This is a genomic window from Chryseobacterium flavum (assembly GCF_003385595.1).
Taxonomy (GTDB): Bacteria; Bacteroidota; Bacteroidia; order Flavobacteriales; family Weeksellaceae; genus Chryseobacterium; species Chryseobacterium flavum.
The window spans coordinates 238,720-262,069 of the sequence record NZ_QNUE01000007.1 but is presented as its reverse complement, the minus strand read 5'-3'; the positions used below and the strand labels follow the sequence as shown (position 1 = coordinate 262,069).

Here is a 23,350-nt window from a genome sequence, read left to right as displayed (position 1 = left end):
TACGTTTTGACAAATTTCAGCCGTTATTTGCTGCAATGCTATTGCATAATTCTTTTTAAGATTTTTCTCCTGCTCTACCAAATTATAAGACTCTCTGAGCATGAAGATAGGCTTTGTTCCAATACTTCTCGTTGAGGGATGAAATAATAACGCCTTTGGAGGTGGAAGCATGTATAAACTTAATTTCCCCATCCGGTCCGATATCATGAACAATCCCTACATGCGAAACCCTGTTTCCTCCTGCTGTTGCAAAAAAAAGCAAATCGCCTGGTTTTACATCGGTAATACTGATATTCTTTCCTGCTTCTGCCTGATCTGAAGACCTTCTTGGCAAAGTGAATGAATTTTCTTCAAACACTTTCACCGTAAACCCGGAACAGTCAAACCCGGAAGAAGTATTTCCACCAAACTTATAAGGTGTTCCCAGGTATTTTTCAGCATCTTTTAAAATATCATTGACAGACCTTGGAACTTTTCCGTCAAATTTAGAATCAAGTTTTCTAAGGTTTTCGGATTTTGCCACTATTTTGGAACCCGGTTTTTTAGTTGCAGAAACTTTTTTTGATGATCCGCATGAAACAGCTACCGCAGAAATAACCAGCAATACAGACAGCTGCTTTATACCTATTCTTTTAATATTTAATCCCGATACCATATACCTCTGATTTTTACTCCATTAAGATATTATTTACAAATATACATTTTATATTTTAATTATATTATAACTATACTACAACTATATTATAAATATATGTTAAAATTTTATTTTCATTTATTTATTACTATATTTGGCTTTCAATTTGAGCAATAGCAATATGGCAACGTATGAAAGTATAGTCAAAATCAAAGGAGCTGTCGGCGACCTCGTTTTTTATGACCTGAATGGCAAAAATGTGGTCCGGAAAAAGAGTGGTTTTAATAAAGCAGCCTTTAAAAAAGCGCCGTCTTATGAAAAAGTAAGACAGAACAGCTCCGAATTCGGACATTGCTCCAAGACAGGAAAAATCATACGTACAAACCTGAATAGCTACATTAAGGAAGCAGGTGACCCCCTCCTCTACCAGAAATTTGCAAAACTGATGACTGAAATAAAAGATCTGGACCCCGTGTCCGGAAGAGGGAGCCGAACAGTAGATAAAGGACTACAGACTAAGGAAGGCAAAGCTCTTCTGAACAGGTTTCAGTTTGGAGAAAAAAAGAAATTGCCGGATGGCATCCAGATTCTGGATCATATCCTGTATGTGGATGAAAAAGTTTCGGCAGACACCATCACACTGGTAACCATCTGTATAGATTTTGAAAATTACAAGACAGAATGCTTTGAAGAAAACATTTCTTTAAGTGATAATGGTAAAGTGAATTTTAAAAAGCAGTTTTCAGAAAATGATTCTTTGCTGTATTTTGTGGTATTAAGAAAAAACAAGGAAATTACCCACATGGGATTTGCTTAAATAAAAAAGTCTGCAGATATTCTACAGACTTTATATTTTATTTTTTTGTTCCTTGCCAGCTTCCTGATTTTGCCGGTGTCGGAAGAGCATTAGACCAGTTTCCGCTTCCGTTCTTATCTGTATTCAGGGTTCCTCTGAATTCTCCTTTTGACGGAAGTCCTACTACTGCATTCAGATCTCCTGTAGTACTTAAATTACCGGAAATATTGTAATTCTCATTATTTACATCGGAATGCATGGTTCCTACAACTTTACCGGCATCATCCACTACAAAATTCCAAACTCCTTTGTCGCTGCCATCATAAGTGCCGGACCAGGTCCCTACATAATCATAAATAGTATCGTCATCAGAGCTGCAACCGATAAATAAAAATGCCGTTAATAAAAGTAAAAAAAGTTTCTTCATAGTTCAGTAGTTTTATAACCTAAAATCCTGTTATTCCCTGTTTCATCATTCTGTGCTGCTACAGAGAATAGTTCTTAATATGTATTATTTTTTTTGTTTCGTGCAAATCTACTAATTTTTTCTTCAAATTATCTGAATTTTAATCAGCAGACAATATGTTTATTAAAAAACAACATATTCCGGCTAAAATACAAATATTTTTCAAACAAAGATTGAGAAGAGAATCATCTGGGATGATCTGAATTTGTTCATTTATAGAGTAATGTAATAAGAATATCCAGATCAAGATAATAAAGGGTTAGCAAATCCGCTAAAGAAAATATCTACTTATTTCTTTTGAATAATTTTCATCAGGTGACTGGCATCGGTCAATCCAAATTCCGCTGCAATTTCTTTAAGGCTCGTTTTCCCACTTGTCATACGGTGGCTGATTAGAGTATTTCTATACTGATGTATATAATTTCTTAATGTAGTTCCGGTATTTCTTTTAAAATAGTTCCCGAAATAGTCTGCAGCAAGGTTAAAGTGGTTTGCCATAACCCTCGTTCTGAGAAGATCCGGTTCATAAATATTTTTATGAATATAGCAGAATATAGCCTGAAGATTTCTTACCTGTGTACCGGAAGTTTTGAGTTCCGGCATATTCCTTTTTAAAATCCTGGAAAGTGTAAGAAGCTGATACCATATCAGATCCTGATTATAAAGAATATGATCTTTCAGGGCAACTATAACATTAAAAATTAACCGTACCGTATGAAGCTCATCATCGGGAAGCTTAAATCCTGTCTGATGGGTCTCCCTGCTTTTAATAAGATACTCCAGATCATGTATTACTTTCTGATGATCGCCGGTTTTACGATAAAGATAGGCATCTGTAAACTTAATATAGGTAAAATGAGTTTCTTCCCCGGTCTCAAAGTGATGGCAGTCTTCCGGACCAAGCAGGAATACCATACCTGACTCATAGGATATGGGATTTCCGTTGACAATATGCTTACCCGAGCCCTTGCGGATCAGAATAAGTTCATAATGATTATGATTATGCTCAGGATGTTCCCATTGTGATACGCTAAAGTCAGAAATAAGAACAGGTTCAAATTGTTGGTACCGTTTCATGTTGTTAATTTACAATATTATATTTGATTTTTACATAATACTCTGATTTAACCTGCCTAATTTTGTAATACGAATTTAAATATAACTATATGGACCCCATACAAAATACAGCCCTCATCGTGGGAGCTAACGGAGTGATAGGAACAAATCTCATCGATTATTTAACGGAACTCGGTACATGGAATATTATCGGTCTTTCGCGGAGAGGCGGAACCAACACTGCTAATGTTCGTTATATTGCTGTAGATCTGCTAAATATAAATGATTATAAAAGTAAGCTGGAAGTTTTAACTACGGTTACACACATTTTTTATGTGGCTTATCAGGACCGGAAAAGCTGGTCTGAACTTGTTGAGCCCAACCTGAACATGTTAATGAATGTCGTCAGTACTATTGAATCCGTATCTGAAAACCTGCAACATGTCAGCTTAATGCAGGGATACAAAGTGTATGGCGCACATCTTGGCCCTTTTAAAACTCCTGCAAAAGAAACAGATGCCGGACATATGCCTCCTGAATTCAATACAGCCCAGCAGCAATATCTGGAAAAACAACAGCAAGGTAAAAACTGGACATGGTCCGCAATACGTCCTTCGGTAGTTGGAGGTACCGCGACAGGAAATCCGATGAACTTAGCGATGCTAATTGCTGTATTTGCTACTATTTCAAAAAAACTTGGAATACCCTTACGCTTTCCCGGAAAAGCAGGTGCTTATAATACCCTTATGGAAATGACTGATTCTACGTTACTGGCCAAGGCCATTGTATGGGCTGCTACAAACTCTCAATGTGCCAATCAGGCATTTAATATTAATAACGGAGACCTGTTCAGATGGAACGAGCTCTGGCCGAAAATTGCTTCATACTTTCATATGGAAACTGCTCCCCCGTTGCAATTGCCATTACAGACCATGATGGCTGACAAAGAAGCCGTTTGGGAATTGATCAGAGAAGAATATGGACTGCAGTACCGTTTCAATGAAGTTTCTTCATGGGGATTTGGTGACTTTGTATTCTCCTGGGATTATGATTTTTTTGCAGACGGTACTAAGGCAAGAAGAATGGGATTCCATGAATTTGTAGACACGGAACAGATGTTTTATAAACTGTTTGATGAAATGCGTGTTAAAAAAATCATCCCGTAATAAAAAGCTTCTGCTATAAGTCCAACATCTGATAATTATTGATTGTTTTTATAAAGGATAGCCATCATCCGGGTAACAGTTCCATATTAATATTCATGCTGTATGACTTCAATCATAATAAATAATGATGATGAATGAATAATTTTGAATACCAAAGTATTGTATTTAACCCATTTACAAAATAGTTATGAAAAAATTATTCTTATTAATGACCGTTGCCGGCTTTTTAACTTCAGCCTGTACAAAAAAAGAATCTCAGGAAAATTCTGTTACTGTTGATTCAACACATATACAGAACAATTATCCTGATTCTGCTTCAACAGCATCGCCCAACTCTCAGGACAGCCTCACAGATCGTGACAGTATAAATACGAAAACTCATATAGGAGGAAGAAAAACCAGTAATAACAATACAGGCAACAGTACAGGCAATATCAATGCTGCGGTTTCTGATTCAGCACATCCAAAAAGATAACATACTCAGTATTATATAGTATAACATCTCACCGGAGAGACATTTAAGAGTAAGCTTTTAACATTGCTTACTCTTTTATTTATCATCAGCATTGTTCATGACTTCTTGAAACTTACAACCTGAAACTCTCCGTTTGAACTATATTTTCTGCAATCACTGTCTTTAAAATGATCAGGTTTTTTAGAATATTCTTCAATATACCTGGCACTTTCAGCTGTATCCGCCGGAACAATAATAATGTGATAATTATTGAGAACAGACTCATCCGCTTTTTTTAATGCTTCTTTTTTATGCTGCAATGCTTCATTATAATTCATATACTTCTTATTAAATTATTAACAGAATAAACAATTGTATTTTTCCACCAACGATGATTGTAGGATTTTTGGCTTTCTTTAATTGTTCAATCAACAATCGTGCAAAGTGGTATTTGTAAGCATTGTCTTATAATATAGCGGGTATTTACGGTCTGAATTTGCCTGAAAAATAATTTTATTCAATTCATTTAACTCATTATGATTAAAATCATAATTAAATTAACAGACCGGCAAGTATTTTTGATCAACATTTAATTCCTAATATTTTCATCGATAACCCGCTCAAATAAGCCTTCCCGTTGGAAGGCTTATTTAGCATTTAACATATGTCATACATGCAATCTTAAAATAAGCTCGTTTAGTAAAGGAGCTTTATTTACTCTGTCCAAATATGCCCTATAAGGTATGTTTTTGCCTTACCTGCAATAATCACTCTTTCTTTCTGATTCTTACAGAACAGTTTTCCCTGCCTTTCGGAAAGCTGAACGGCTGACAATTCATCTTTTCCCAGCCTTTCCGCCCAGAAAGGAACAAGTGAGCAATGGGCGGAGCCTGTAACCGGATCTTCAAGAATACTTGCCTGGGGTGTAAAAAACCTTGATACAAAGTCACTATCAGCACCTTTCGACGTTACCACCACTCCACCGGGATCTAAATTGATCTGGTTAAATATAGACTGGTCTATCTTAATGTTTTTAATATCTTCTTCTGTATCGTAAACGAGTACAAAATCTCTTGATTGTAATACTTCTTTGGGTTGAATATTCAGTGACCGGGCAATAATTTCCGGCAGTTCTGAACTTACCGGCATCCTTGATGGAAAATCCAGATAATAAGTATCCTCTTTAAAAGTTACTTTAAGCTGACCACTTTTGGTTTCAAAAAGTATTTCATTATGGGAATAATTCAAAATTGAAACCAGGCAATGGGCGGTTGCCAGAGTTGCATGACCGCATAGGTCCATCTCAAATTCGGGAGTAAACCAGCGTAACTGTATTTCCTTCCCGTTATCTATAAAAAATGCCGTTTCAGCTACTGCATTTTCTTTTGCTATATTCAGTAATGTTTCATCTGGCAACCAGCTTTCAAGAGGAACAACGCAAGCCGGGTTTCCTCTAAAGATCTCCTCTGTAAATGCGTCGATCTGATATAGTGTTAACTTCATCTCACAAATTCATTTTCAATTAAACAATAAATATAACCAATTTAGCTATACCGTCTTCTATATAAGCTACTGATCATGTTACTTTCTTATTTTTGGTAATAATTGATAGTATATAAAAAAACCTCCAATCCTGAGATGTGAAGGCTTTTCATTTCATGTTCCATTAAAATGTCGGAGGAGCCGTTTTAAGATCAGAATCCAAAAAATCATCAATCATCGGAACCAGCCAATCCATCCGGTACATCATTCCTATATGGGTTGTTCCCGGTATAATAGCCAGACGGGATTGTGGCAGCCCATGAATATCCCCCATTTTTCCACCACCAAGCGCCCTGAATAAATCCAAAGCATGTTCATATTGTATTCCATCAGCATCACCGATTGCCATAAATAAAGGTGCTTTTATATTTTTTACATCCCGGGACCAGTCATAAGGTTCTAGATCGACGCTGATTACCTTTTTTACAAATTCGGGAAAATGTTTCGGATCATTACCCAGGCTGTCATATTGTTTTTCTATCGGGGAACCTTTAAATACCTCTGCATTGATTGTGGAGAAGGATGTTTCCACATCAGGCCACCATCCGTCGTGTGCATAACTGCCAGATAATACAATAAGCCGGCGTACCTGCTCAGGATGCCGTACAGCCAGTTGAAAAGCTATTCCCCCTCCCATACTATACCCCAATATATCTGCCCGATCTATCTTAAGATGTTTCAGTAAGCCGGATACATCATCTGCCATTGCTTCATAACTTATTTTCCGGTCAATATCCCGGGTCCGTCCATGTCCCTGCATTTCAGCAACAATTATTTTCCGGCCTTTAAACATAGGAATGATTTCAGACCAGTTTAAGGGAATTGTCATATAGGCTCCGTGCAGAAGGACAAGAGGCTTTCCTTCACCATATACTTCATAGTACATCTTTAATCCATTGACTTCCGCATAACCACTTTCGGACGGCTTTAATGCTTTCCCATCCGAGGTAGCCTTCGCAGAAGCCGTTTGGTTTTTTCTATCTTTTGTTTCTTGTTGGCAGGATATCAGTAAAGCAAGAAAAACTGCTGTTATATATCCTAGTACTGCTGTCGTTTTCATAGATATATCATTGTTAATTAGTATAAAACAAAGATATATGGTTCCTTTATTTCGTATATATTGGATATCCGACAATTATAGGGGGAGATAGCGACATGCTGACTTTCGGTAAGTCGCAACATTTTTGTCAATATTTCATGAACTGCAAATACATAATATAAAAAAACAAAAATGAGTCATTGTATTGAGTGATTAATAAGCCTGAACTCCAGATGGAAAGTCAGCTTGCATGTATGTTATGATTAAGGCTGTTTTCTTTTCTTATATTCCGCTTTGTATTTTTCACCTTCAGCTTTTTCATCAAACCAGATAACAAATTTTTCAGAAGTCTGTATAGGGGCCCCGGATTCCTGCACCTGCTCAGGCTCCTTTTCCAATTCTTCTTTCACTACATCTGTATAACGCCCGGTTTTTACCAACTCCATTGTATTGCCAATCCGATACACCAAGCCTTTCAGACCTTTTGCTTCCGGTATTAAAAAAGGAACGGTATTCACCTCTGACCTCGTATCAATGCATAGTGTATCCACAAGATCTCCTGTTTTCATCGTGAATACCTCACAAGCAACAGAATTCAGATGTTCTTTTTTACCGGTTTGTTTTATGACAGGAACGCTGACTGAACGGATATCCAGATCCGGTTCATTATTGAGCCGGTATTTATTCCGATCAAGGGTTTCTTCTGTATCAATCTGAAAAGTTTTTCCATCCTCTGAATAAACCGCATACATTTTCTCCCCCAATTTCAGGGTGGAAAAATTACCCATCGGAGTGGCAAGGACAAATAAATTCGTCCGGTAATCCGCAGTAGAATATATATGGAGAAAATTAGAATAAAAATCTGTTTTTGCCCGATAGGTTGTCACATTTTCAAGCTGATATTCCTTCGCCTGTGAATACCCCATCGCTGACAATAATAACATCCCGAAGCTTAAAGTAATTTTCATCATAACTGTATTTATTATTTCTGCGGACCAGAAGCTGACCGGCTGCAAAGATACTGAATAAAAACCTTACTATCCGTAATGACTGGACTACGGCATGCTTCAATAATAAATACAATAATACCTGATATACTTTAATAAAAATCCCTCTAAGTGAGGGATATATTTCTAAATAATCGGAATGCAATAGCAATTGCAGGCAGCGTCCGGCTCCGGCCCGCAAACACCTGTAGCTTCACAAATGTATTTATAACCAGGCCTACAAACACCTTCTATGTTTCCGCCTTTAATTGTTTTTAGATGGTCTCTGGAAATTTTTTTGAAATTTTTCATGGTTTTATTTTTTTAGTTCGTTTTAAAGATAGAATTATTTCTCCATATATAGATTTAACATAAAAACAAAATATAAATACCATGGTTGGGCAGCAACTATTTGAGAGAGGTACATAACAACATTATTACTAAAATATCGCAATAAAGCTATACAATTCCTCATCAGGTTTTATGTCCAGTTTTTTCCTAAGGCGGTATTTTTTTGCATCTACTGATCTGATTGTAGAATTTGTAAAACTGGCAATTTGTTTGGTATCAAAATTCATTTTTAAATATGCGCATAATCTCAGATCGGCCGTTGATAATTTTGGATACTTTGCCAGCATATTTTCAATAAAATGAGGATAAATTTCCTGAAACATAGTATAAAAAGCCTGTTCATTTTCGATGGCAAGCTCTGTCAGCTGATTTAACTGTTCTGTTTTAGTATGAAATACCTCAGGTTCACCTTTACTTTCTGTTATTATTTTTGTTTTTCGCGGATTTTTAATACCCGTTTTACGTTTACTATATAACATTAACATGGCTAAGCAAATTCCGAATATACTATAGTCGAACGAATCTAAATTTTCATCCTTTTTACTCTGAATATCTTTCGTTTTGTTTATCACCTTTCGGGTTTCAAAAGTTAAGCTGTCAGTAATCCTTTTATATTGATTATAGATATTAAGGGCATTTTTATAGTCATCCGATGCTTCATAAGCAGCAGAAAGCATAGGATAAATATTTTTCAGTTCATCATTCTGGTTATATTTTTTTGCAAAAAAGACAGCTTTTTTATAATAATCGGCGGCTCGTATATACTCGCGTTCTTTCATAGCTATAATACCCAGTGCCTTATATATTTTTACCAGAGTTGCTTTATCAGGATCGTTTATAAGATTCTGTTCGGCATTAAGAATATATATTTTTGCTCTTTTCAGGTCTCCTTTATATAATAAAATATGACCTACAACAGTTGCTGTTGCTGAAAGGTATTTTCTCTTATCCGGATTTGAATTTTTAATTGCGGCTGCATATCGGTAAGCATTGAATGCATATAATAACATAGATTCGGTATCGGAAGCACTGGCTTCATAATATGATGCCATAGTAGAATTAATATTCATCAGGATTTTATTTCTTTTATCTGAATCAACGATACCTGAACAAACCCTTGTTGCTTCTTCTAACTTACATCTGGCCAGATTATATTTTCCAATTTTAATATACATCCAGGCATTATACCTTAAGGCCCTGCTCAATATATAATGATCATCCATCTTTTTTGCCAGCACAATAGTTTCTTCTGACTTATCCGATACCCCATTTATATTATTTGTATTGAAATATATTTCCAGGAATTTTATTAAAGATTCGAGTCTTCCTTTATCATACCCCTCTTCTTTTGAAAGATAATAAGCTTCAGTAGCCAATCTGAGCATTTCTTTATCTCCGAGATCCGAATATGCATTCCTTTTATTTGTAATATTAATGATGCTATCAATTTGCTTGCGTTGGAATGGACTTTTAGCATTTACAATCATGATTGTAAATGAAAATAATAAACCAAAAAATTTCATAATCCAGTTTTATAAGAATAAATAATTTGTGTTTATTGCAAAATCTGCTTATCAGAACTGCAAATTTATAAATAATACAGAAATTAAACAGGCACCACCTTATGTCATTATGATGAGGGGTGGGTTGGTTAAGCCTGCCCCACCCCTACTGCAGACAGCCATTCTTATCTTCAATAGCTGCTAAACATTAACTTTAAAAAATAACCATCAAGTTGCACAAAATTAATTTGTAACCAGTGAAATATAAGTCAACCAGGTAATATTAAGGATTTACGTGTTGTTCCGCGTAGTTTAAAATCTGATTCTTGTTGGTTACATATCTATTCTGTATACTAATTTCATCTCAACCCATTTTTATGATTTTCAACACAATAACCAATACGGTTAAATGTGAGTATTTCTGAGTATTTCCGGTAAATCATATATTTTTTTCAGACAATTTGGATTTTTAATCTTTGCATCGTCATACAATCTTCAACAGTTCTTTGAAGTGTTTACTGTCAAAAAAAGTAAAGTATGGAGATATAGGAACCCATTCAGTATTTCCTGATTAATATAGTATTAAACCAGAAAAACCCTTTAATATAATTTATACTTATGCAAATGAAAAAAATTGTCCTGTTGATAAACTTATGCTTATCAGTAAATTCTTTTTGTCAGGTTGGAATTAACAATGTACACCCTGAAGCAACATTGGATGTTCTGGGAAAACCTGAAAACACAACAGTTTTTGATGGTATTATTGCTCCCCGCCTTACAGGCAACCAGCTTTCCGCCAAAAATTATACCGTTGCCCAGAAAGGAGCAATAGTGTATGCCACTTCAGCAGCTGTCAATCCTACACTGCAAACTAAAAATGTAACAGCAGACGGATATTATTACTTTGATGGCAGTGTTTGGGTAGGCTTTAGAGATGCAATATCAGGTACAGATACTACATCCAGCCTTGCTACAGGAGTACATGCCAAGATAAGAAGAGGAGCCGGCCCTGTCTTGACTGATGACCATACAATAATTCTTACAGGAAATATAACATTACCTTCTCCGGGAGGCTCCAATAAAAATAGGATTATTAACGTATGTAATACAAATTCAGGTGCAAGGTACATCTATTCTTCGTCCGGATCGCAAATATATATGCCATTACATGGACCAATTCAGGTTACTTTAGTTGATACCAACAATAAATGTTTAACCTTCCATTCCAATGGAGATTACTGGTATGCAATAAGTTCATTCAGATAATCAGATAGGTAATGAGGCTGGATTAGAGAATAATGTTCCCTTCTAATCTATCCAAAAGAATTTTAAACGCAAAGATTCTAAAAACATATAATGCTGTAATAGCTTTAAATAATATGAGAAAAAAAAATTATCCTGATTACAATATGATTTATAGTGATCTTATTCGATCAAAATTTCCGGAAAAATTAAAAACATTTCGTTCAATATTGCAAAAACAAATGAGTTTTATGGATGTCTTATATCTTAATAAGCAGTTATTCGGGGATCTTAATATAAAGAAAAACCAAAAATTCCGCAGTTATGATAGTGTTACTATATTCAAAATCCTGGATTTTCAAAATAAGTACCATCTAACAAATACTCAGCTTGCAGATCACTTTAAGTTAAGCCGCAATACTGTTACAAATTGGAAGAGAAAATTCTTATCAGTCAGGAAATAAAATATCATTTCTGCTATGGATTTTAGGGAAATAAATATTAGGAAACTAATAAAAACAAGAGTTGAAGAACTTGAGATCCCCCTCGAAAGAATATGTGAATATTTAGGAAATGACCAGCAGGAAATACAAAAATATTATATGGAAAAAAGTATCGACTGCCATCTTTTACTGAAATGGTCAAAGCTATTAGAATACGATTTTTTTAGGGTTTACTCTCAACATCTGATTTTGTATGCCCCTGTAAAAAGAACAAATATTGAACTTCAAAGCCGGAGCAACATGTCATATACCTTTAGAAAAAAGCTATACACATCCGAAATTATTGATTTCGTCATTGAACAATATTCTTCCGGAGTAATGACAAAAAGAGATATTATTCAAAGGTATAAAATTCCCAAAACGACATTATATAAATGGCTTGTAAAATATCATCATAACAAGAAAAAATAGAGTTTTGAAAAAAATCAATTTCTGCAAAAGGAAAGATAAAATTAAAACAAGAAGTGTTTTGAGTTAAGTATTTTCATTGAATTTTTTATTAATCCTGTCTCTTATTATAGATTCAGGATTTTTCTTTTCACTTTTTGCTATAACAAAGCTGGCAGCCAAACACTTTAAACATTAATAACTACTACAATGCCCAGAATTAAATTCTATTTCAATGCATTCATCCAGATCACATTCAGTCAGGAATTTAAAAAGTTTGAGCAGGAATACTTCGCAAAAAGTACACATGATTTTTTTAAGGATAAAAAATGTTTTTCCGAAAAAGAAGAATTTTTCCTGGCGATAATCGGCATGTGCTACAATAAAAATTTATTAAAGTATAGAAACAAGTTCAGGTAATTTATTCTATACTGATTGAAACGGTTGATATCCGTTAAAGTTGAAATTGAATACGACCAAATGAAAAGTTGTACTAACTTATTCCCTCAGACATAGCCTATATATTAGTCACTATAAATTTGGGTTTCCGAAAGCATTTTAGCAATACGCTCATCTGATGTTTCCAACCTGATCGGGATAGTTTATTAAAATTTAGGGTATTGTTTCCAATACCCTAAATGATTACAAGTTTAGAAATTACTCATTATTTAATATCTCTTCAGCAATTTTTACTGACTCTAAGGTTTTCTCATACAGAATTTTATCATAGTCCTCTGGAATCCATTCTTGCAAACCAAAATGAGCTTTCAATGCATTTTGAAATCGAATTGGACCGACTTCATTTTGATATGAAAGATTGTCAAATGTATCTTTATCAATATTTGCCAGAACATTTCCCTTGTGGTCAACCAGCCTTGCTCCGTCAGGATAATCATCATTTGGTAAGCCTAGTTTATAACAAGGAAACTTTACTGATGATAAATTAGACAAAGTATTTCCTATTATTTCCCAATGTTTATGATACAGTTTTGCATCAACAGTATATCCTAAGAAAAGTAATTTTAAATCTTGTAACCAATCTAAGTCAACTTCTTCTTTTATATTATACTTTTTATCAAAAACGATCACTATAAAATTATGCTTGTGGTTTGGCATATAAGCAATTTGTCCTATCCCAAATTCATCATTCTCAAGGGGAATTGTAAAAACATCACCCAAGTTTAATTTAAATCTTTTAGCCATTGTCATTCTACATTAATATTTCTGTTTTTAAATGAATAAAATCTTTTTCCTTACCTATATCTTCTTTATCAAATTCATACACTACATCAATTTCATTAATATACTCAATTACAAAGGCTTCTCCTAGTTCACCAGTGACAGCAATGTCACCTATTTCATGAAAATATTCATCATAAGGCATATATGATTTTGGAACTTGTATCACGACATCATAGACATTGTCAGGATATTTATAAAGAATATATTTCCATTCGGTTGCATTGAACTGAACTTTTTCATCATTTATTAAAAGATTAAATATTAGTTTCCATTGTTTTGGGGGCTTAGAAGAATAGAAAATCCAGCCTTCAATTGCAGGTGCCTCATTTATTATAGTTCTTGAAAGTTTTAATAATTCAGCATCGCCTTCTGGAGAAATTGTTAAAAAATTCTTATTTACTCTATTATCAAATCCAATTTCCCAAGAGAAATCACCAATCTTTTCAATTTCTGCGTCTAATAGGTCGATATACTCTGCTGTAATTTTTTTTGGAGTTAAATACTCAATGTTATTTTCAATCCAATTCCAAAAATTATTGAATTCTTTTTCCTTCATATTTTACTTTTGCTTTGTTAAAACGTTCTGGGTTCATTTCATTTCTTTTGTTATCCAATTTATCTATCCCGCCTCTTTCATCAATAGCTTTCTGCTCTTTAAATGCTCCTTCTTCCGGATTCTTAGGATCATATTCATCAATGACCTTTGCTTTTTTTCTATCCCTGCCATCATCTTTACCTCCTCTTTTATTTGGGTCACCTTTTTTTGTTCTACCTACATATGGTGCACCCGATTCGGTTCCGTCTTCAGGAACTTCATATACAACTCCTTTTTCCTCCGACTTGCCACTTTTGGCTTTACCCTTTTCTGATTTGCTATCTCTCTTACTATTTAGGACACGGTTCGCTACGGTTATTCCTGTGGTACCAACTGCTGCAAGAACATTAATCTGATTCCCAAGTACCTTAAGTATACCATTGTAATTATTAGTGGCATTACTCTTCTCCTGTTCGTAGATTCCCGAGCCTCCTCCTTGCTGTGGTGGCGGTACAGCAGCCCCCCCTTAGTATAAAATTTAGGGTATTGAGACCAATACCCTAAGTTAAAACCTTAAAAATTATTACTATTTAATATTTCATCGGCAATTTATACTATTTCGGTAACTATCCCCAATCGTTCCATTCAAGCTCTTCTTCATCCCGAAAAAGGCCTTTTTCTAGATTTAGATTCATAGCTGGCGCTATGGTATTATCAATGCCTAAAATAGTTCCAAAAGACACTACCCTTTTCTTATCAGTGGGTATTTCTGTTCCATCACTTGTAAACATTTCCCATTCCAGCTCTTCCCATCTCATAATTTCCAAAATCTTTTTACCAAACAAAGCATCAACATCCGTAAAAACAATAGAATCTTGGCTTATTGGATAAATCCAATTTTCTGTTAACCATTTCCAAATAGGTTCATTTTTTGCATCAAATTTTAAAGACATGTTCGGCACCTCTAAAGTTTTATGCTTTTCATCAGGCATAATTTGATAAACTTTAATTTTTGAACTTTTATAAAAATCATAAATTCCATCAAACATAATTGTACTCCATGATTCATCTATAAGTTGTAATTTAAAATTACCTAGTTCACCTAAGCTAAAATTAATTAAAAGTTGATCTATTTTAATTTGCTCAATGATTTTATCTATAATCTCTTTTATCTCATCTGCCTTGTATATGTCTCCCCCCGCAAATGCTAGTTCAAATCCAAATTTTTCTAATAAACCAATTGAATAGCAGTATCTAGGCAGAGGTGATTTTCCTGCCACAATTGTTAAATGGTAGCCATAATTTCTTATATGTTCACCGATCAAATTAATAAATTCTTGCTTTTTCATTTTTATCTATGTATTTCTTTATGACAGTCCTTACAAAGGATATTAGTGTTGTCTTTTGTTGTTTCACCACCATCGGCATGTCTTTTAGTATGATGAGCATCAGATGTTTTACTATCTACTTCCTTACCGCAACCTTCACACTTGCCATCTTTTTCTTCAATCAACTTCTTTTTATCTTTTTCTGATAAAGTTCTCTTAGGATCTCTATCTTTTTTATCTACAGTTCCTTTTCCTTTCCCGGGTTTAGGTATATTAGATAATCCTTCATTATTATTTTTATTATTTGTATCACTTCCTTTATTTTCAGCTTTACTGTTTCCTTCGCTGTTTAGAACACTTTTTGCAATCACTAATCCGGTAGAACCTACTGTGGCAGCGACATTTATCTGAGTACCAATAACTCGTAATAATCCATTGTAATTATTAATGGCATTACTCTTCGCCTGCTCGTAGATTCCCGAGCCTCCTCCATGCGGTGGGGGCGGTACAGCAGCACCCCCTCGATAAATTGGTATGGGTATCCATTCTAACCCTTCCAGTTCTCGGCCATCGACAACCCTGTTCTCTGAGAAATTATAAGGTGACTGATAGCCATATTTTTCACTTAACGGGTCAACATTAAAGAACCTGGCCATTGCAGGATCATAATTCCGCCATTTGAAAGAACTCCATCCTGTCTCTGATTGTCTTTCCTGATTCTGGAAACCATAACGATAGGTCTGAAGCTGGGACAACCCTCCATTGTACCCCATATGTTCCAATCCGAATGGATAGTAGTTAGTTTCTTTGTCAATTACAGCAGCTCCGGAAGCATTTTTGTAGTAACTGAGCCTTACATTTCCAACCTGATCTACATAATTGTAAATATAACGTTTCTTTTGAAAATCGTAATAGCCTTCACTTGTTGGAAAAAACTGAAGCAAATATCCCGAATCAGAGGGATTGGTTGCGGTATTCGATTTGACATAGGTTCTTTCGTATTGGAACTCTCCCAGGTAATCAGTATAAGTGAGATCCGTTGTATACGGATTTACATAATCGGTTATCTTTTCAACTTTGTTACCATTTGCCATATACTTAAAGTCGATGATATTTCCATTTCTAGAAGTTCCAATTCCCGATCCCTGAACCATATTAACGGTTACAGGAAGGTTGAGATGGTTATAGGAAATGCTGTTAATCTTCCTATCCTTATGATCTGTCATGTTGCCGTTCAGATCATAACCAATGTTCTGACCACCTACGGGATATCCGGATGGATTGAACGTATTATCGCTAATATTGATAAGCCTGTTTCCATTATAGGTGTATTCCAGTTCATCAATCATTTCCGGCTGATTCCCGTCACTACCTCCATATCGGTCTATATGAACGATATTCCCATTTTCATCATACATTAGCCATTCCGTATAGGCCATAGTGTTTTCAACCGTAGCTCCGGGTTTTGAATATGCACCATGAACTAGCCTGTTTATTTTATCATACTCGTAAGTATACCTTCTTAATACTCCATCGTTAGCCGTCTTCCAATCCGCTTGGGAAATATTGCCGTTAAATTTGGCGGCACCTGCAAAAGCATTAACAGGATTATCATACTTCAATTCCAGGCCGAACAGTTTCCCTGTAAAACCTCCTGCTTTATTAGGGTTGTTTATCGACGTTAGCCAACCGCGGATGTTATAGGTATAATCGATTGACTGGAGTGGAGTCCCAGTCGTATTTCCTGTTTTTTTATTGATAAGCTGCCCTAAGTCATTGTAGGTATTGTCAGATAAAAGTTCCTCAGCCAAAGAATTGACCTGGTGATATTGTTTTACAAGCCTGTTCTGGGAATCATATACGAACGTTTCTTTAATTTTAGTCTCCGTATCCGCTGAAGTTCTTTTATGATAGGTGTAATTTTCTTCAATAAGACCCGTGAAATCTAATTTTATATCGCGGTTGGTGTAACCTCCCAGATGGTTAGTTAACTTAGAAGCGATAAGCCTGCCTTTTGTATCATAGTAACTGAAAGTTTTTGTCCAACTGTCGTCTTCGATATTTTTAACATAGGATGCTGTCTGAAGTCCTTTTGTGTAAAATGGGTCTGTTCCCACTGTTGCGGTCATTGTTTTTTGTCCCAATACTTCGGCAGGGACGGCAGGTGCACCCGAAGGGTACGTGTCATAATAGTTGACTGTAAGCACATGGGTTACTGTTGTAGGTCCACTCAGGTTTGTGTAATACACGGCCATGCCGCTATTTGTAAAAGCCGTTGTGCTTCTTTTTTCAAATAGATTGGTGTTAGCATCTATACTATTTTGCACCGTCTGGCGTGATGCGGCATTATTAGAAATACCTGTATAGGCCACCCTGCCAAATTCATCGTATTTGGTGAACAACCATTTTCCTTGTTGGGACAATACGGCATCACGTGACATAACTAACTGGTCTGCCTTATTGTACACCATATGTTCCCAACCTTTGCCGGGAATTTTCTTTTCCACCTGCCGGTCTTTTCCATCATATCGATATTGGAAACAAAACTCATCAACAATTTCAGGCGTAACGATAAGACTGGTCAGGATATTTTTTACTGCTTTTGGAGGAACAATAAATGCCAGCTGGTCATATTCGTTATATACATAATAAGTATCTAAATTTTGACTACCATCAGTTTTACGGATAAGGAGGGTCTGTCCACTTCCATTTTTAAATTCAGTTACTGGATTACCATCCTCATCTGTAGCAATGGTTTTATACAATGTTCCAGGTTTATATACTCCCCCTGAGGCATATGCTGTATTCTCAGTGGATAATTTTAAAGTAGAAATAGTACTCCCATTACTTAGGGATGAAGTAGCTATAAACTTTTTGACCTCATTTTGAACATTAAAGCTATAGCTATATTGCAGCACTTTTCCTCCAGTCATTTTCCACGGTTCTCCCGGGTGTGCCAGGCGCTCAATTCTTCCAAGGGGTGAACTCTCAAACTGCGTTTCCGAAAATGCATTTGTTACACCATAGTAAATATTTGCATTATTTTCATTTATAATTCCTGTATGGATTCCCCCGTTTAAGGTGTTTACAGGAGTGGGCAAAATTTCTTTTGCCTGCCGACCGAAAACATCATATACAACAGGCGTAACAAAATCTTTACCGGTAGGCGTTGCTTTAACATTAACCACCTGTTTAGGTCTTCCCAGACCATCATAATAAGTTAAGGTCTCTGTCTTTTTGATACAGTCTGAACTTAAGCAAGTTTGTGACCGGATGTAGTTTTCAGTTAAAGTTTGCGCCTTGGCAATACCAAGTATGGTTAACCCTAACAGGGTCAATATTCGTGATTTAAATAAATTATATCTTTTCATAGGTTATTACTGCTTGTAGTTATAGCTATACTCTTTTACGGTTTTATAGACAAGGTTCCCGGCATCATCTTTCTGTTGCTGCTTTACCTCCTTTAATCTGTTTAATGTATCATAGAAGTAAACTTCCCTTACTCCAGATGGAGGAGTCAGGCTCCTAAGTCCCACCAACGGATCATAGCTATAGGTTGTAACCTGAAATGCAGACAGGCTGCTGTTTTTCCTAAAACTGTCCAATGCAGAAATAAAAGAGGTTTCATCATTATTTGCGCCTGCTGAAGCATCCGTATTTGATGCAGTCACAATCCCATCAATTAATGCTTGGGAAATATTAGCAAGGGCAGCTCCTTCAATCTTTGCAATCGGTACCGTATCATTATAGCCCCATATCACAGTCACCGGAGAACCTCCTTTCGGTGTATATTGGGTGAGGTTACCTTTTGCATTGTATTTATCAAAACTCACTTCCTGAACTTCTGATATAGGACTGGTATGCAGATTATAAGATAAAATGGACATTGGCAATGCTAAACCTGCGGTTTTAGTATCAGCTTCAGTCTGGCTGGCTGGGTATACGGTTCCCTCTTTTGAGCTTGTCATTGACGTTCCTGCGTCTGTTTTTGTTATGGTCGTTTCCAGTGGAATACCAATCATGTTTTTCAGGATCATGAACTGATTCCCCTTTTCATGGGCATAATTAAATGCCGTAGTTGTGGTAACACCTGACCCATCAAGAAATTCTTCTTTGGTAACCTGATTGTGCTGCGCACTTCCGTAGGTATATTTTGTTGTTTCTGTTAAGCTGGCAACATTATCTTTGTAATACACATCTTGTTTTTCACTCAGGTAAGGGTTATAGCTGTAAATATTATAGGCAGATAACCGGATCAATTCAGCCATTCCGTTCAGATGGGTAAATGCTCCGTGATAATAAGGTTCACCATACACATTGTCCTGAAAATCGTAAGCCCTGACTGTACTGTTAAACCTGGCAGGGGCATCGTTGTATTTATAGGTTGTTTTTTGTACTATTTTGCCATCCTTGTCTTTTTTGGTCACACTCAGGGGCTTGCCTCTTTCAGATTCCAGGGAATTGTATTTAAGGTGTCTCAGATTATTATAGGTAGCCTGGTTTCCAAAAGACATAAAGGAAATGGTATTGGCCCGTTTGTCGATAAACCCGTTATCACTGTTGGAAAAAACATATTCGGTGGTACCTCCCAAATCTGTTCCCCCCACTCTTTCTGTCACCTTACTATAAACCACATGCTTCCCCTTTGTATTATTATCCTGAAGAACCGGCATGTCAGCAAAGCGGTATTGATATGCAGTACTGTTCCGGTCCTCTTCAAAATGAACGGGCTTAGCAGACAATATCCCTGAGGACACTCCCGTCGTGGTTCCTGTATCGGTATAAAAATATTCCTTTACAATATTCTGGCCATCCCCGGGGGCGGTTATGGTTTTCTTAATCCGGAGACCTCCGGCAATTTTGTTGACAGAAGATTCCAGGACAAATTCATAAGGCGTTGTGTTTTGTACATCAATGACCTTGCTGTATTCATGTGGTTCATACACAAATTCATTAGAACCTTTTGTTGGGTAAATAATTTTTTTCAGTACTCCCAGGGTTAATTGGGCCGGATCAGTTTCCTTATAGGCAGGCAGTACATTTTTCATCTGATCAAGCGAATATTTGAGTCCATTGGCCGGAGTAACTGTACCCAGGTAAGTTTTGTTGTTAAAATATCCCCAATGATCATTTTTCATCAGGTTAAACCCAGGTAAGTCCGTAGAGTAATATTCCAGCTGATATGACTGTCCATTTCTGTTAAAGCCTGTCAGGAATAATTTTTTAGCAGGATCCTCCAGGTAGGAAAAGCTTACCTCTTCAATCACTGAATCCTTTTTAATAGAAATTTTATCCAGTTTGTAAAATTGTTTGGCAGCCATGAGATCCACACCGAAATGATGGTCATATCCGAAAGAAGAATTCCATTGGGTATTGCTTATACCAGTAAAATTATACTGCGCAACATTTGCTGTACTTTTAAGAAACTCTATCGTATAAATATTATTGATATTAATATCTTTTGGATAGACCACAAAAGTACGTTCAGGATTTTTAGTTATTTTCTGCTGCCCGCCAGCATTTACATTGCCTACCTTATAATCCATTGATGCAAAAGTATGGTGCATTTTAAACAAGGCTTTATTTTCCCGCAAATAATTAAAGGTGATCTCAAAATTACTTGGCAGGATAACCTTTGTCAAAAACCATGAATTAGCGATAAAATGTGGATTATAGGGATCTGCGGGCGAAATATAAGGTGTTGCGGAAAATTCAATGGACTGAGGCGTTTTACCGAAGATATAGCGGATTCCTTTTTGGTCAGTCAATGTAAAACCATAAATAATCCTTTTGATTTTATGGGTTTTACTATTAATGGCATGGCGTCCATCTTCATATAAAGAAAAGTCTGTGGCCAGTTCATCTTCAATTTTAATGTCTTTAAAATCTCCGGATGCGATCACCCATTTTCCTTTATGGTCTTTGTAGAAAGACCCTGACATTCCATTCACATTGAAGTTGAATTCATCAGGTGCAGGATATGCTGTCCTGGTTCCACCTCCAATGGAACGGTTGTTATTGATAAATTGTGCTAGTGCTGTGGTGGAATCCCACTGGTCATTATCCAGTGAGCTAAAATTATCATAATAAGAATATCTGTTTGGTACCGTCTCACCATTCATTCCCACCATCACTTCATCCACTCCGCCGTTCACGGAACGGGTGATCACTCCACCTGCATTAAGGTTCCATCCCGCGCCTGTCCATGTAGGTAAAATATCAGGCTTTATTGATGCCAGGTTATAGGAGAGATCCAGGCTCAGATCATATCCTTCTCTCGAAAAGCTAAAAAGATTAAAGCTGATATTGGGTTGTCCGGAAAATAAATCTATTGAGGTCGGATTATACTGTCCTAAGCTCGCCGCAATAGGACTGTTGCTAAAAATTATAGGACTGTATGGTTTTCCGCTGTTGATCTGTGCATGCAGAAAATACACCGCTAAAGTCAATGCGGAAAAAGTAAAATATTTTTTCATTTGTTATTTCTTAATCAGTTTAGCATTCGCTGTTTTGTTATCATTTGTTTTTATAGTCACCAGGTAAGCTCCCTGTATCAAAGCCTGAGTATTGATCTTGGTTACAGAATTCTTTGTTGTGAGGCTTTGGAGCTGTCTTCCGCTCATATCGTAAACTGTAATTTGAGCATCTTTAAAGGCAAAACCTATTTCCACATAAGCATAATCAGATACCGGGTTCGGATAGATCTTAATGTCACGTTTCTCGATCAGCTGGTCTACCTGTCTGTCACCAAGCTTTACAATCTTCCAGTTTTCTTTCCCCAGCTCTTCTGCACTGGTTCCTGCAAGGATTATCGAGCCATCCCGGTTAAGCCTCAGATCTGAAAGCCTTTCCTCCTTCTTTTTAGATTCCTCTTTTACATGCTTTCTCCACTGTTCATTGCCATTGCCATCCAGGTACAGCATCCAGAAGGTTTCATCCCCGGTTTCTATTCTTCCTTCTGCCTGGGTGTAGCCTCCTAAAAGAATTCCCTTGGTTCCTTTATCATCTGCTGAATGAAGAACATTCATTCCCATCAGGATATCACGGTTTTTAAAATTGTAAGATTTCTGCCACTGTTCATTGCCACGTTCGTCAAGGGCAATCAGCCATAAGTCCGTGCCTTCTTCTATTCCTGTAGTCTTGTTACCGGATCTCTCTGATCTTGATTCGCCACCGATAATATATCCATCGGATTTCAGAGAAAGGGTCCGTAAATGGTCATCTCCGGCTCCCCCATAGTTCTTTTCCCATTCCACCTTTCCGTTCTTATCTAACTTTATGATCCAGTAATCCCCTTCACCGAAGTTGCTGCTGGATTTTGGCAAATAGCTTATGGCTGTAGAAGCTGCAGAGGACAAGTTCCGGTGGGCAGATGGATCAGCCGGATTCCTTACTTCCGAATCACGGATCCCGGAGCTTCTGGAATACACTCCTAATAAGACTCCACCGTCTTTCGTGGGAATCATTTTCTCTACCTCATCCAGGCCTTTTCCTCCTAAAATAAGTTGTGACAGTTCTTTTCCATCTTTATCCAATCTGATGATCCAGGCATCTTTGGAACCATAGCCTTTGGGTGAGTTGTGTACGTTTCCTGCTACAAAAAAGCCTAAATCTGTAGTCTGGATTACTGCCCTGGCTTCTTCATCTGAAGATGTGCCCAAGGTTTTCTGCCAGAGTTCATCCCCGAATTCATTCAAACGGATCAGCCAGATATCTGAACCACCTTTGGATGCTTCTTTCTTATCCAGTCCTTTCCCGGAATAGGAGGTTCCTGAAATTAAAAATCCACCATCCTGCGTGGCTACTGTTGCGGATAAATAGTCATGGTTCTGGCCGGAAAAGTATTTCTCCCAGACTTGTTCGCCCTGCTGGTTCAGTTTCACCAGGTGGAAGTCATAGCCGTTATTCTGCTTACTTCCCGGAGCCTGAAGCTTATCGCTTTGAATGCTGCTTCCTGTAATTAAATACTGCTGGTCAATGGTCGTGGTTACCTGGCTCAAAAAATCCTGTGTGGAGGATTTGATGTCTTTCTGCCAGATCGTTTCCTGGGCAGACATACCCAGGGCTGTGCATAACGTCAATGCACCAAGATAAATTTTTTTCATTGTCTGTAATTTAATG

21 protein-coding genes are annotated in these 23,350 nt (G+C 36.6%); 5 read left to right on the top strand and 16 right to left on the bottom strand.

Features of this window, described 5'->3' with window-relative positions:
• Positions 1 to 82: 82 nt before the first annotated feature.
• Positions 83 to 655 (bottom strand): C40 family peptidase, encoded by a 573-nt coding sequence (locus tag DRF59_RS11355; protein ID WP_115959739.1) that lies wholly within the window; start codon positions 653 to 655, stop codon positions 83 to 85.
• 160 nt (positions 656 to 815) lie between these two features.
• Between DRF59_RS11355 and DRF59_RS11350 the strand changes: the two genes are divergently transcribed.
• Positions 816 to 1,451 (top strand): hypothetical protein, encoded by a 636-nt coding sequence (locus DRF59_RS11350; RefSeq protein WP_115959737.1) that lies wholly within the window; start codon positions 816 to 818, stop codon positions 1,449 to 1,451.
• 37 nt (positions 1,452 to 1,488) lie between these two features.
• On the opposite strand, the gene DRF59_RS11345 is transcribed toward DRF59_RS11350, so the two are convergent.
• The gene (locus tag DRF59_RS11345; RefSeq protein WP_115959735.1) at positions 1,489 to 1,857 is read right to left on the bottom strand and encodes a hypothetical protein; all 369 of its coding nucleotides are present in this window, start codon (positions 1,855 to 1,857) and stop codon (positions 1,489 to 1,491) included.
• 327 nt (positions 1,858 to 2,184) lie between these two features.
• Positions 2,185 to 2,973 (bottom strand): helix-turn-helix domain-containing protein, encoded by a 789-nt coding sequence (locus DRF59_RS11340; RefSeq protein ID WP_115959733.1) that lies wholly within the window; start codon positions 2,971 to 2,973, stop codon positions 2,185 to 2,187.
• Between the two features lie 89 nt (positions 2,974 to 3,062).
• Between DRF59_RS11340 and DRF59_RS11335 the strand changes: the two genes are divergently transcribed.
• Entirely contained in the window at positions 3,063 to 4,118 is a 1,056-nt protein-coding gene (locus tag DRF59_RS11335) for an SDR family oxidoreductase (RefSeq protein ID WP_115959731.1), read from the top strand.
• A gap of 187 nt (positions 4,119 to 4,305) precedes the next feature.
• Complete coding sequence (locus tag DRF59_RS11330) at positions 4,306 to 4,593, top strand: hypothetical protein (protein WP_123873678.1); 288 nt, start codon at positions 4,306 to 4,308, stop codon at positions 4,591 to 4,593.
• A gap of 95 nt (positions 4,594 to 4,688) precedes the next feature.
• Here the strand turns inward: DRF59_RS11330 and DRF59_RS11325 are convergent, their stop codons facing one another.
• From DRF59_RS11325 to DRF59_RS11305, 6 genes are all read right to left on the bottom strand, one after another.
• A complete protein-coding gene (locus DRF59_RS11325) occupies positions 4,689 to 4,910 on the bottom strand; it encodes a hypothetical protein (RefSeq protein WP_115959727.1) in 222 nt (73 codons plus the stop codon).
• 376 nt (positions 4,911 to 5,286) lie between these two features.
• Positions 5,287 to 6,075: a PhzF family phenazine biosynthesis protein gene (locus tag DRF59_RS11320; RefSeq protein ID WP_115959725.1), complete on the bottom strand. Its 789-nt coding sequence runs from the start codon at positions 6,073 to 6,075 to the stop codon at positions 5,287 to 5,289.
• A 163-nt stretch (positions 6,076 to 6,238) separates the two neighbouring features.
• Positions 6,239 to 7,174, bottom strand: coding sequence for an alpha/beta fold hydrolase (locus DRF59_RS11315; RefSeq protein WP_115959723.1), 936 nt, complete (start codon positions 7,172 to 7,174; stop codon positions 6,239 to 6,241).
• Between the two features lie 242 nt (positions 7,175 to 7,416).
• Positions 7,417 to 8,124 (bottom strand): hypothetical protein, encoded by a 708-nt coding sequence (locus DRF59_RS11310; RefSeq protein ID WP_241505566.1) that lies wholly within the window; start codon positions 8,122 to 8,124, stop codon positions 7,417 to 7,419.
• 162 nt (positions 8,125 to 8,286) lie between these two features.
• Positions 8,287 to 8,451: a bacteriocin-like protein gene (locus DRF59_RS21285; protein ID WP_407643391.1), complete on the bottom strand. Its 165-nt coding sequence runs from the start codon at positions 8,449 to 8,451 to the stop codon at positions 8,287 to 8,289.
• Positions 8,452 to 8,579: 128 nt separating this feature from the next.
• Complete coding sequence (locus DRF59_RS11305; protein ID WP_115959721.1) at positions 8,580 to 10,013, bottom strand: tetratricopeptide repeat protein; 1,434 nt, start codon at positions 10,011 to 10,013, stop codon at positions 8,580 to 8,582.
• 603 nt (positions 10,014 to 10,616) lie between these two features.
• On the opposite strand from DRF59_RS11305, the gene DRF59_RS11300 reads away from it, so the two are divergent.
• Both DRF59_RS11300 and DRF59_RS11290 read left to right on the top strand, forming a co-directional pair.
• Positions 10,617 to 11,258, top strand: coding sequence for a hypothetical protein (locus DRF59_RS11300; protein ID WP_123873677.1), 642 nt, complete (start codon positions 10,617 to 10,619; stop codon positions 11,256 to 11,258).
• A 455-nt stretch (positions 11,259 to 11,713) separates the two neighbouring features.
• Positions 11,714 to 12,148 carry a transposase gene (locus DRF59_RS11290; RefSeq protein ID WP_115959717.1) on the top strand — a complete coding sequence of 145 codons (435 nt, stop codon included), beginning with the start codon at positions 11,714 to 11,716 and terminating at the stop codon, positions 12,146 to 12,148.
• 633 nt (positions 12,149 to 12,781) lie between these two features.
• Here DRF59_RS11290 and DRF59_RS11280 read toward each other — a convergent pair.
• The 7 genes from DRF59_RS11280 to DRF59_RS11255 all read right to left on the bottom strand — a co-directional run bounded on the left by DRF59_RS11280 (position 12,782) and on the right by DRF59_RS11255 (position 23,334).
• The gene (locus DRF59_RS11280) at positions 12,782 to 13,333 is read right to left on the bottom strand and encodes an Imm26 family immunity protein (protein ID WP_115959713.1); all 552 of its coding nucleotides are present in this window, start codon (positions 13,331 to 13,333) and stop codon (positions 12,782 to 12,784) included.
• 1 nt (position 13,334) lies between these two features.
• Positions 13,335 to 13,922 carry a hypothetical protein gene (locus DRF59_RS11275; RefSeq protein WP_115959712.1) on the bottom strand — a complete coding sequence of 196 codons (588 nt, stop codon included), beginning with the start codon at positions 13,920 to 13,922 and terminating at the stop codon, positions 13,335 to 13,337.
• Positions 13,923 to 13,985: 63 nt separating this feature from the next.
• On the bottom strand, positions 13,986 to 14,123 hold the full coding sequence (locus tag DRF59_RS20780) for a hypothetical protein (RefSeq protein ID WP_157967452.1): 138 nt from the start codon (positions 14,121 to 14,123) through the stop codon (positions 13,986 to 13,988).
• A 404-nt stretch (positions 14,124 to 14,527) separates the two neighbouring features.
• Entirely contained in the window at positions 14,528 to 15,250 is a 723-nt protein-coding gene (locus DRF59_RS11270; RefSeq protein ID WP_115959710.1) for a DUF4262 domain-containing protein, read from the bottom strand.
• Between the two features lie 2 nt (positions 15,251 to 15,252).
• The gene (locus DRF59_RS11265) at positions 15,253 to 18,600 is read right to left on the bottom strand and encodes a DUF6443 domain-containing protein (RefSeq protein WP_115959708.1); all 3,348 of its coding nucleotides are present in this window, start codon (positions 18,598 to 18,600) and stop codon (positions 15,253 to 15,255) included.
• Between the two features lie 6 nt (positions 18,601 to 18,606).
• On the bottom strand, positions 18,607 to 21,705 hold the full coding sequence (locus DRF59_RS11260; RefSeq protein WP_115959706.1) for a hypothetical protein: 3,099 nt from the start codon (positions 21,703 to 21,705) through the stop codon (positions 18,607 to 18,609).
• Between the two features lie 3 nt (positions 21,706 to 21,708).
• A complete protein-coding gene (locus tag DRF59_RS11255) occupies positions 21,709 to 23,334 on the bottom strand; it encodes a T9SS type A sorting domain-containing protein (protein WP_115959704.1) in 1,626 nt (541 codons plus the stop codon).
• Positions 23,335 to 23,350 lie beyond the last annotated feature (16 nt).

Bases quoted from the DNA above. Each gene is read 5' to 3' on its own strand.
- DRF59_RS11310 (WP_241505566.1), bottom strand. From the start codon at position 8,124: ATGATGAAAATTACTTTAAGCTTCGGGATGTTATTATTGTCAGCGATG.
- DRF59_RS11335 (WP_115959731.1), top strand. From the start codon at position 3,063: ATGGACCCCATACAAAATACAGCCCTCATCGTGGGAGCTAACGGAGTG.
- DRF59_RS11290 (WP_115959717.1), top strand. From the start codon at position 11,714: ATGGATTTTAGGGAAATAAATATTAGGAAACTAATAAAAACAAGAGTT.
- DRF59_RS11350 (WP_115959737.1), top strand. From the start codon at position 816: ATGGCAACGTATGAAAGTATAGTCAAAATCAAAGGAGCTGTCGGCGAC.
- DRF59_RS11275 (WP_115959712.1), bottom strand. From the start codon at position 13,922: ATGAAGGAAAAAGAATTCAATAATTTTTGGAATTGGATTGAAAATAAC.
- DRF59_RS21285 (WP_407643391.1), bottom strand. From the start codon at position 8,451: ATGAAAAATTTCAAAAAAATTTCCAGAGACCATCTAAAAACAATTAAA.
- DRF59_RS11270 (WP_115959710.1), bottom strand. From the start codon at position 15,250: ATGAAAAAGCAAGAATTTATTAATTTGATCGGTGAACATATAAGAAAT.
- DRF59_RS11305 (WP_115959721.1), bottom strand. From the start codon at position 10,013: ATGAAATTTTTTGGTTTATTATTTTCATTTACAATCATGATTGTAAAT.
- DRF59_RS11345 (WP_115959735.1), bottom strand. From the start codon at position 1,857: ATGAAGAAACTTTTTTTACTTTTATTAACGGCATTTTTATTTATCGGT.
- DRF59_RS11280 (WP_115959713.1), bottom strand. From the start codon at position 13,333: ATGACAATGGCTAAAAGATTTAAATTAAACTTGGGTGATGTTTTTACA.
- DRF59_RS11340 (WP_115959733.1), bottom strand. From the start codon at position 2,973: ATGAAACGGTACCAACAATTTGAACCTGTTCTTATTTCTGACTTTAGC.
- DRF59_RS11255 (WP_115959704.1), bottom strand. From the start codon at position 23,334: ATGAAAAAAATTTATCTTGGTGCATTGACGTTATGCACAGCCCTGGGT.
- DRF59_RS11315 (WP_115959723.1), bottom strand. From the start codon at position 7,174: ATGAAAACGACAGCAGTACTAGGATATATAACAGCAGTTTTTCTTGCT.
- DRF59_RS11265 (WP_115959708.1), bottom strand. From the start codon at position 18,600: ATGAAAAGATATAATTTATTTAAATCACGAATATTGACCCTGTTAGGG.
- DRF59_RS11320 (WP_115959725.1), bottom strand. From the start codon at position 6,075: ATGAAGTTAACACTATATCAGATCGACGCATTTACAGAGGAGATCTTT.
- DRF59_RS11300 (WP_123873677.1), top strand. From the start codon at position 10,617: ATGAAAAAAATTGTCCTGTTGATAAACTTATGCTTATCAGTAAATTCT.
- DRF59_RS11355 (WP_115959739.1), bottom strand. From the start codon at position 655: ATGGTATCGGGATTAAATATTAAAAGAATAGGTATAAAGCAGCTGTCT.
- DRF59_RS11260 (WP_115959706.1), bottom strand. From the start codon at position 21,705: ATGAAAAAATATTTTACTTTTTCCGCATTGACTTTAGCGGTGTATTTT.
- DRF59_RS11325 (WP_115959727.1), bottom strand. From the start codon at position 4,910: ATGAATTATAATGAAGCATTGCAGCATAAAAAAGAAGCATTAAAAAAA.
- DRF59_RS11330 (WP_123873678.1), top strand. From the start codon at position 4,306: ATGAAAAAATTATTCTTATTAATGACCGTTGCCGGCTTTTTAACTTCA.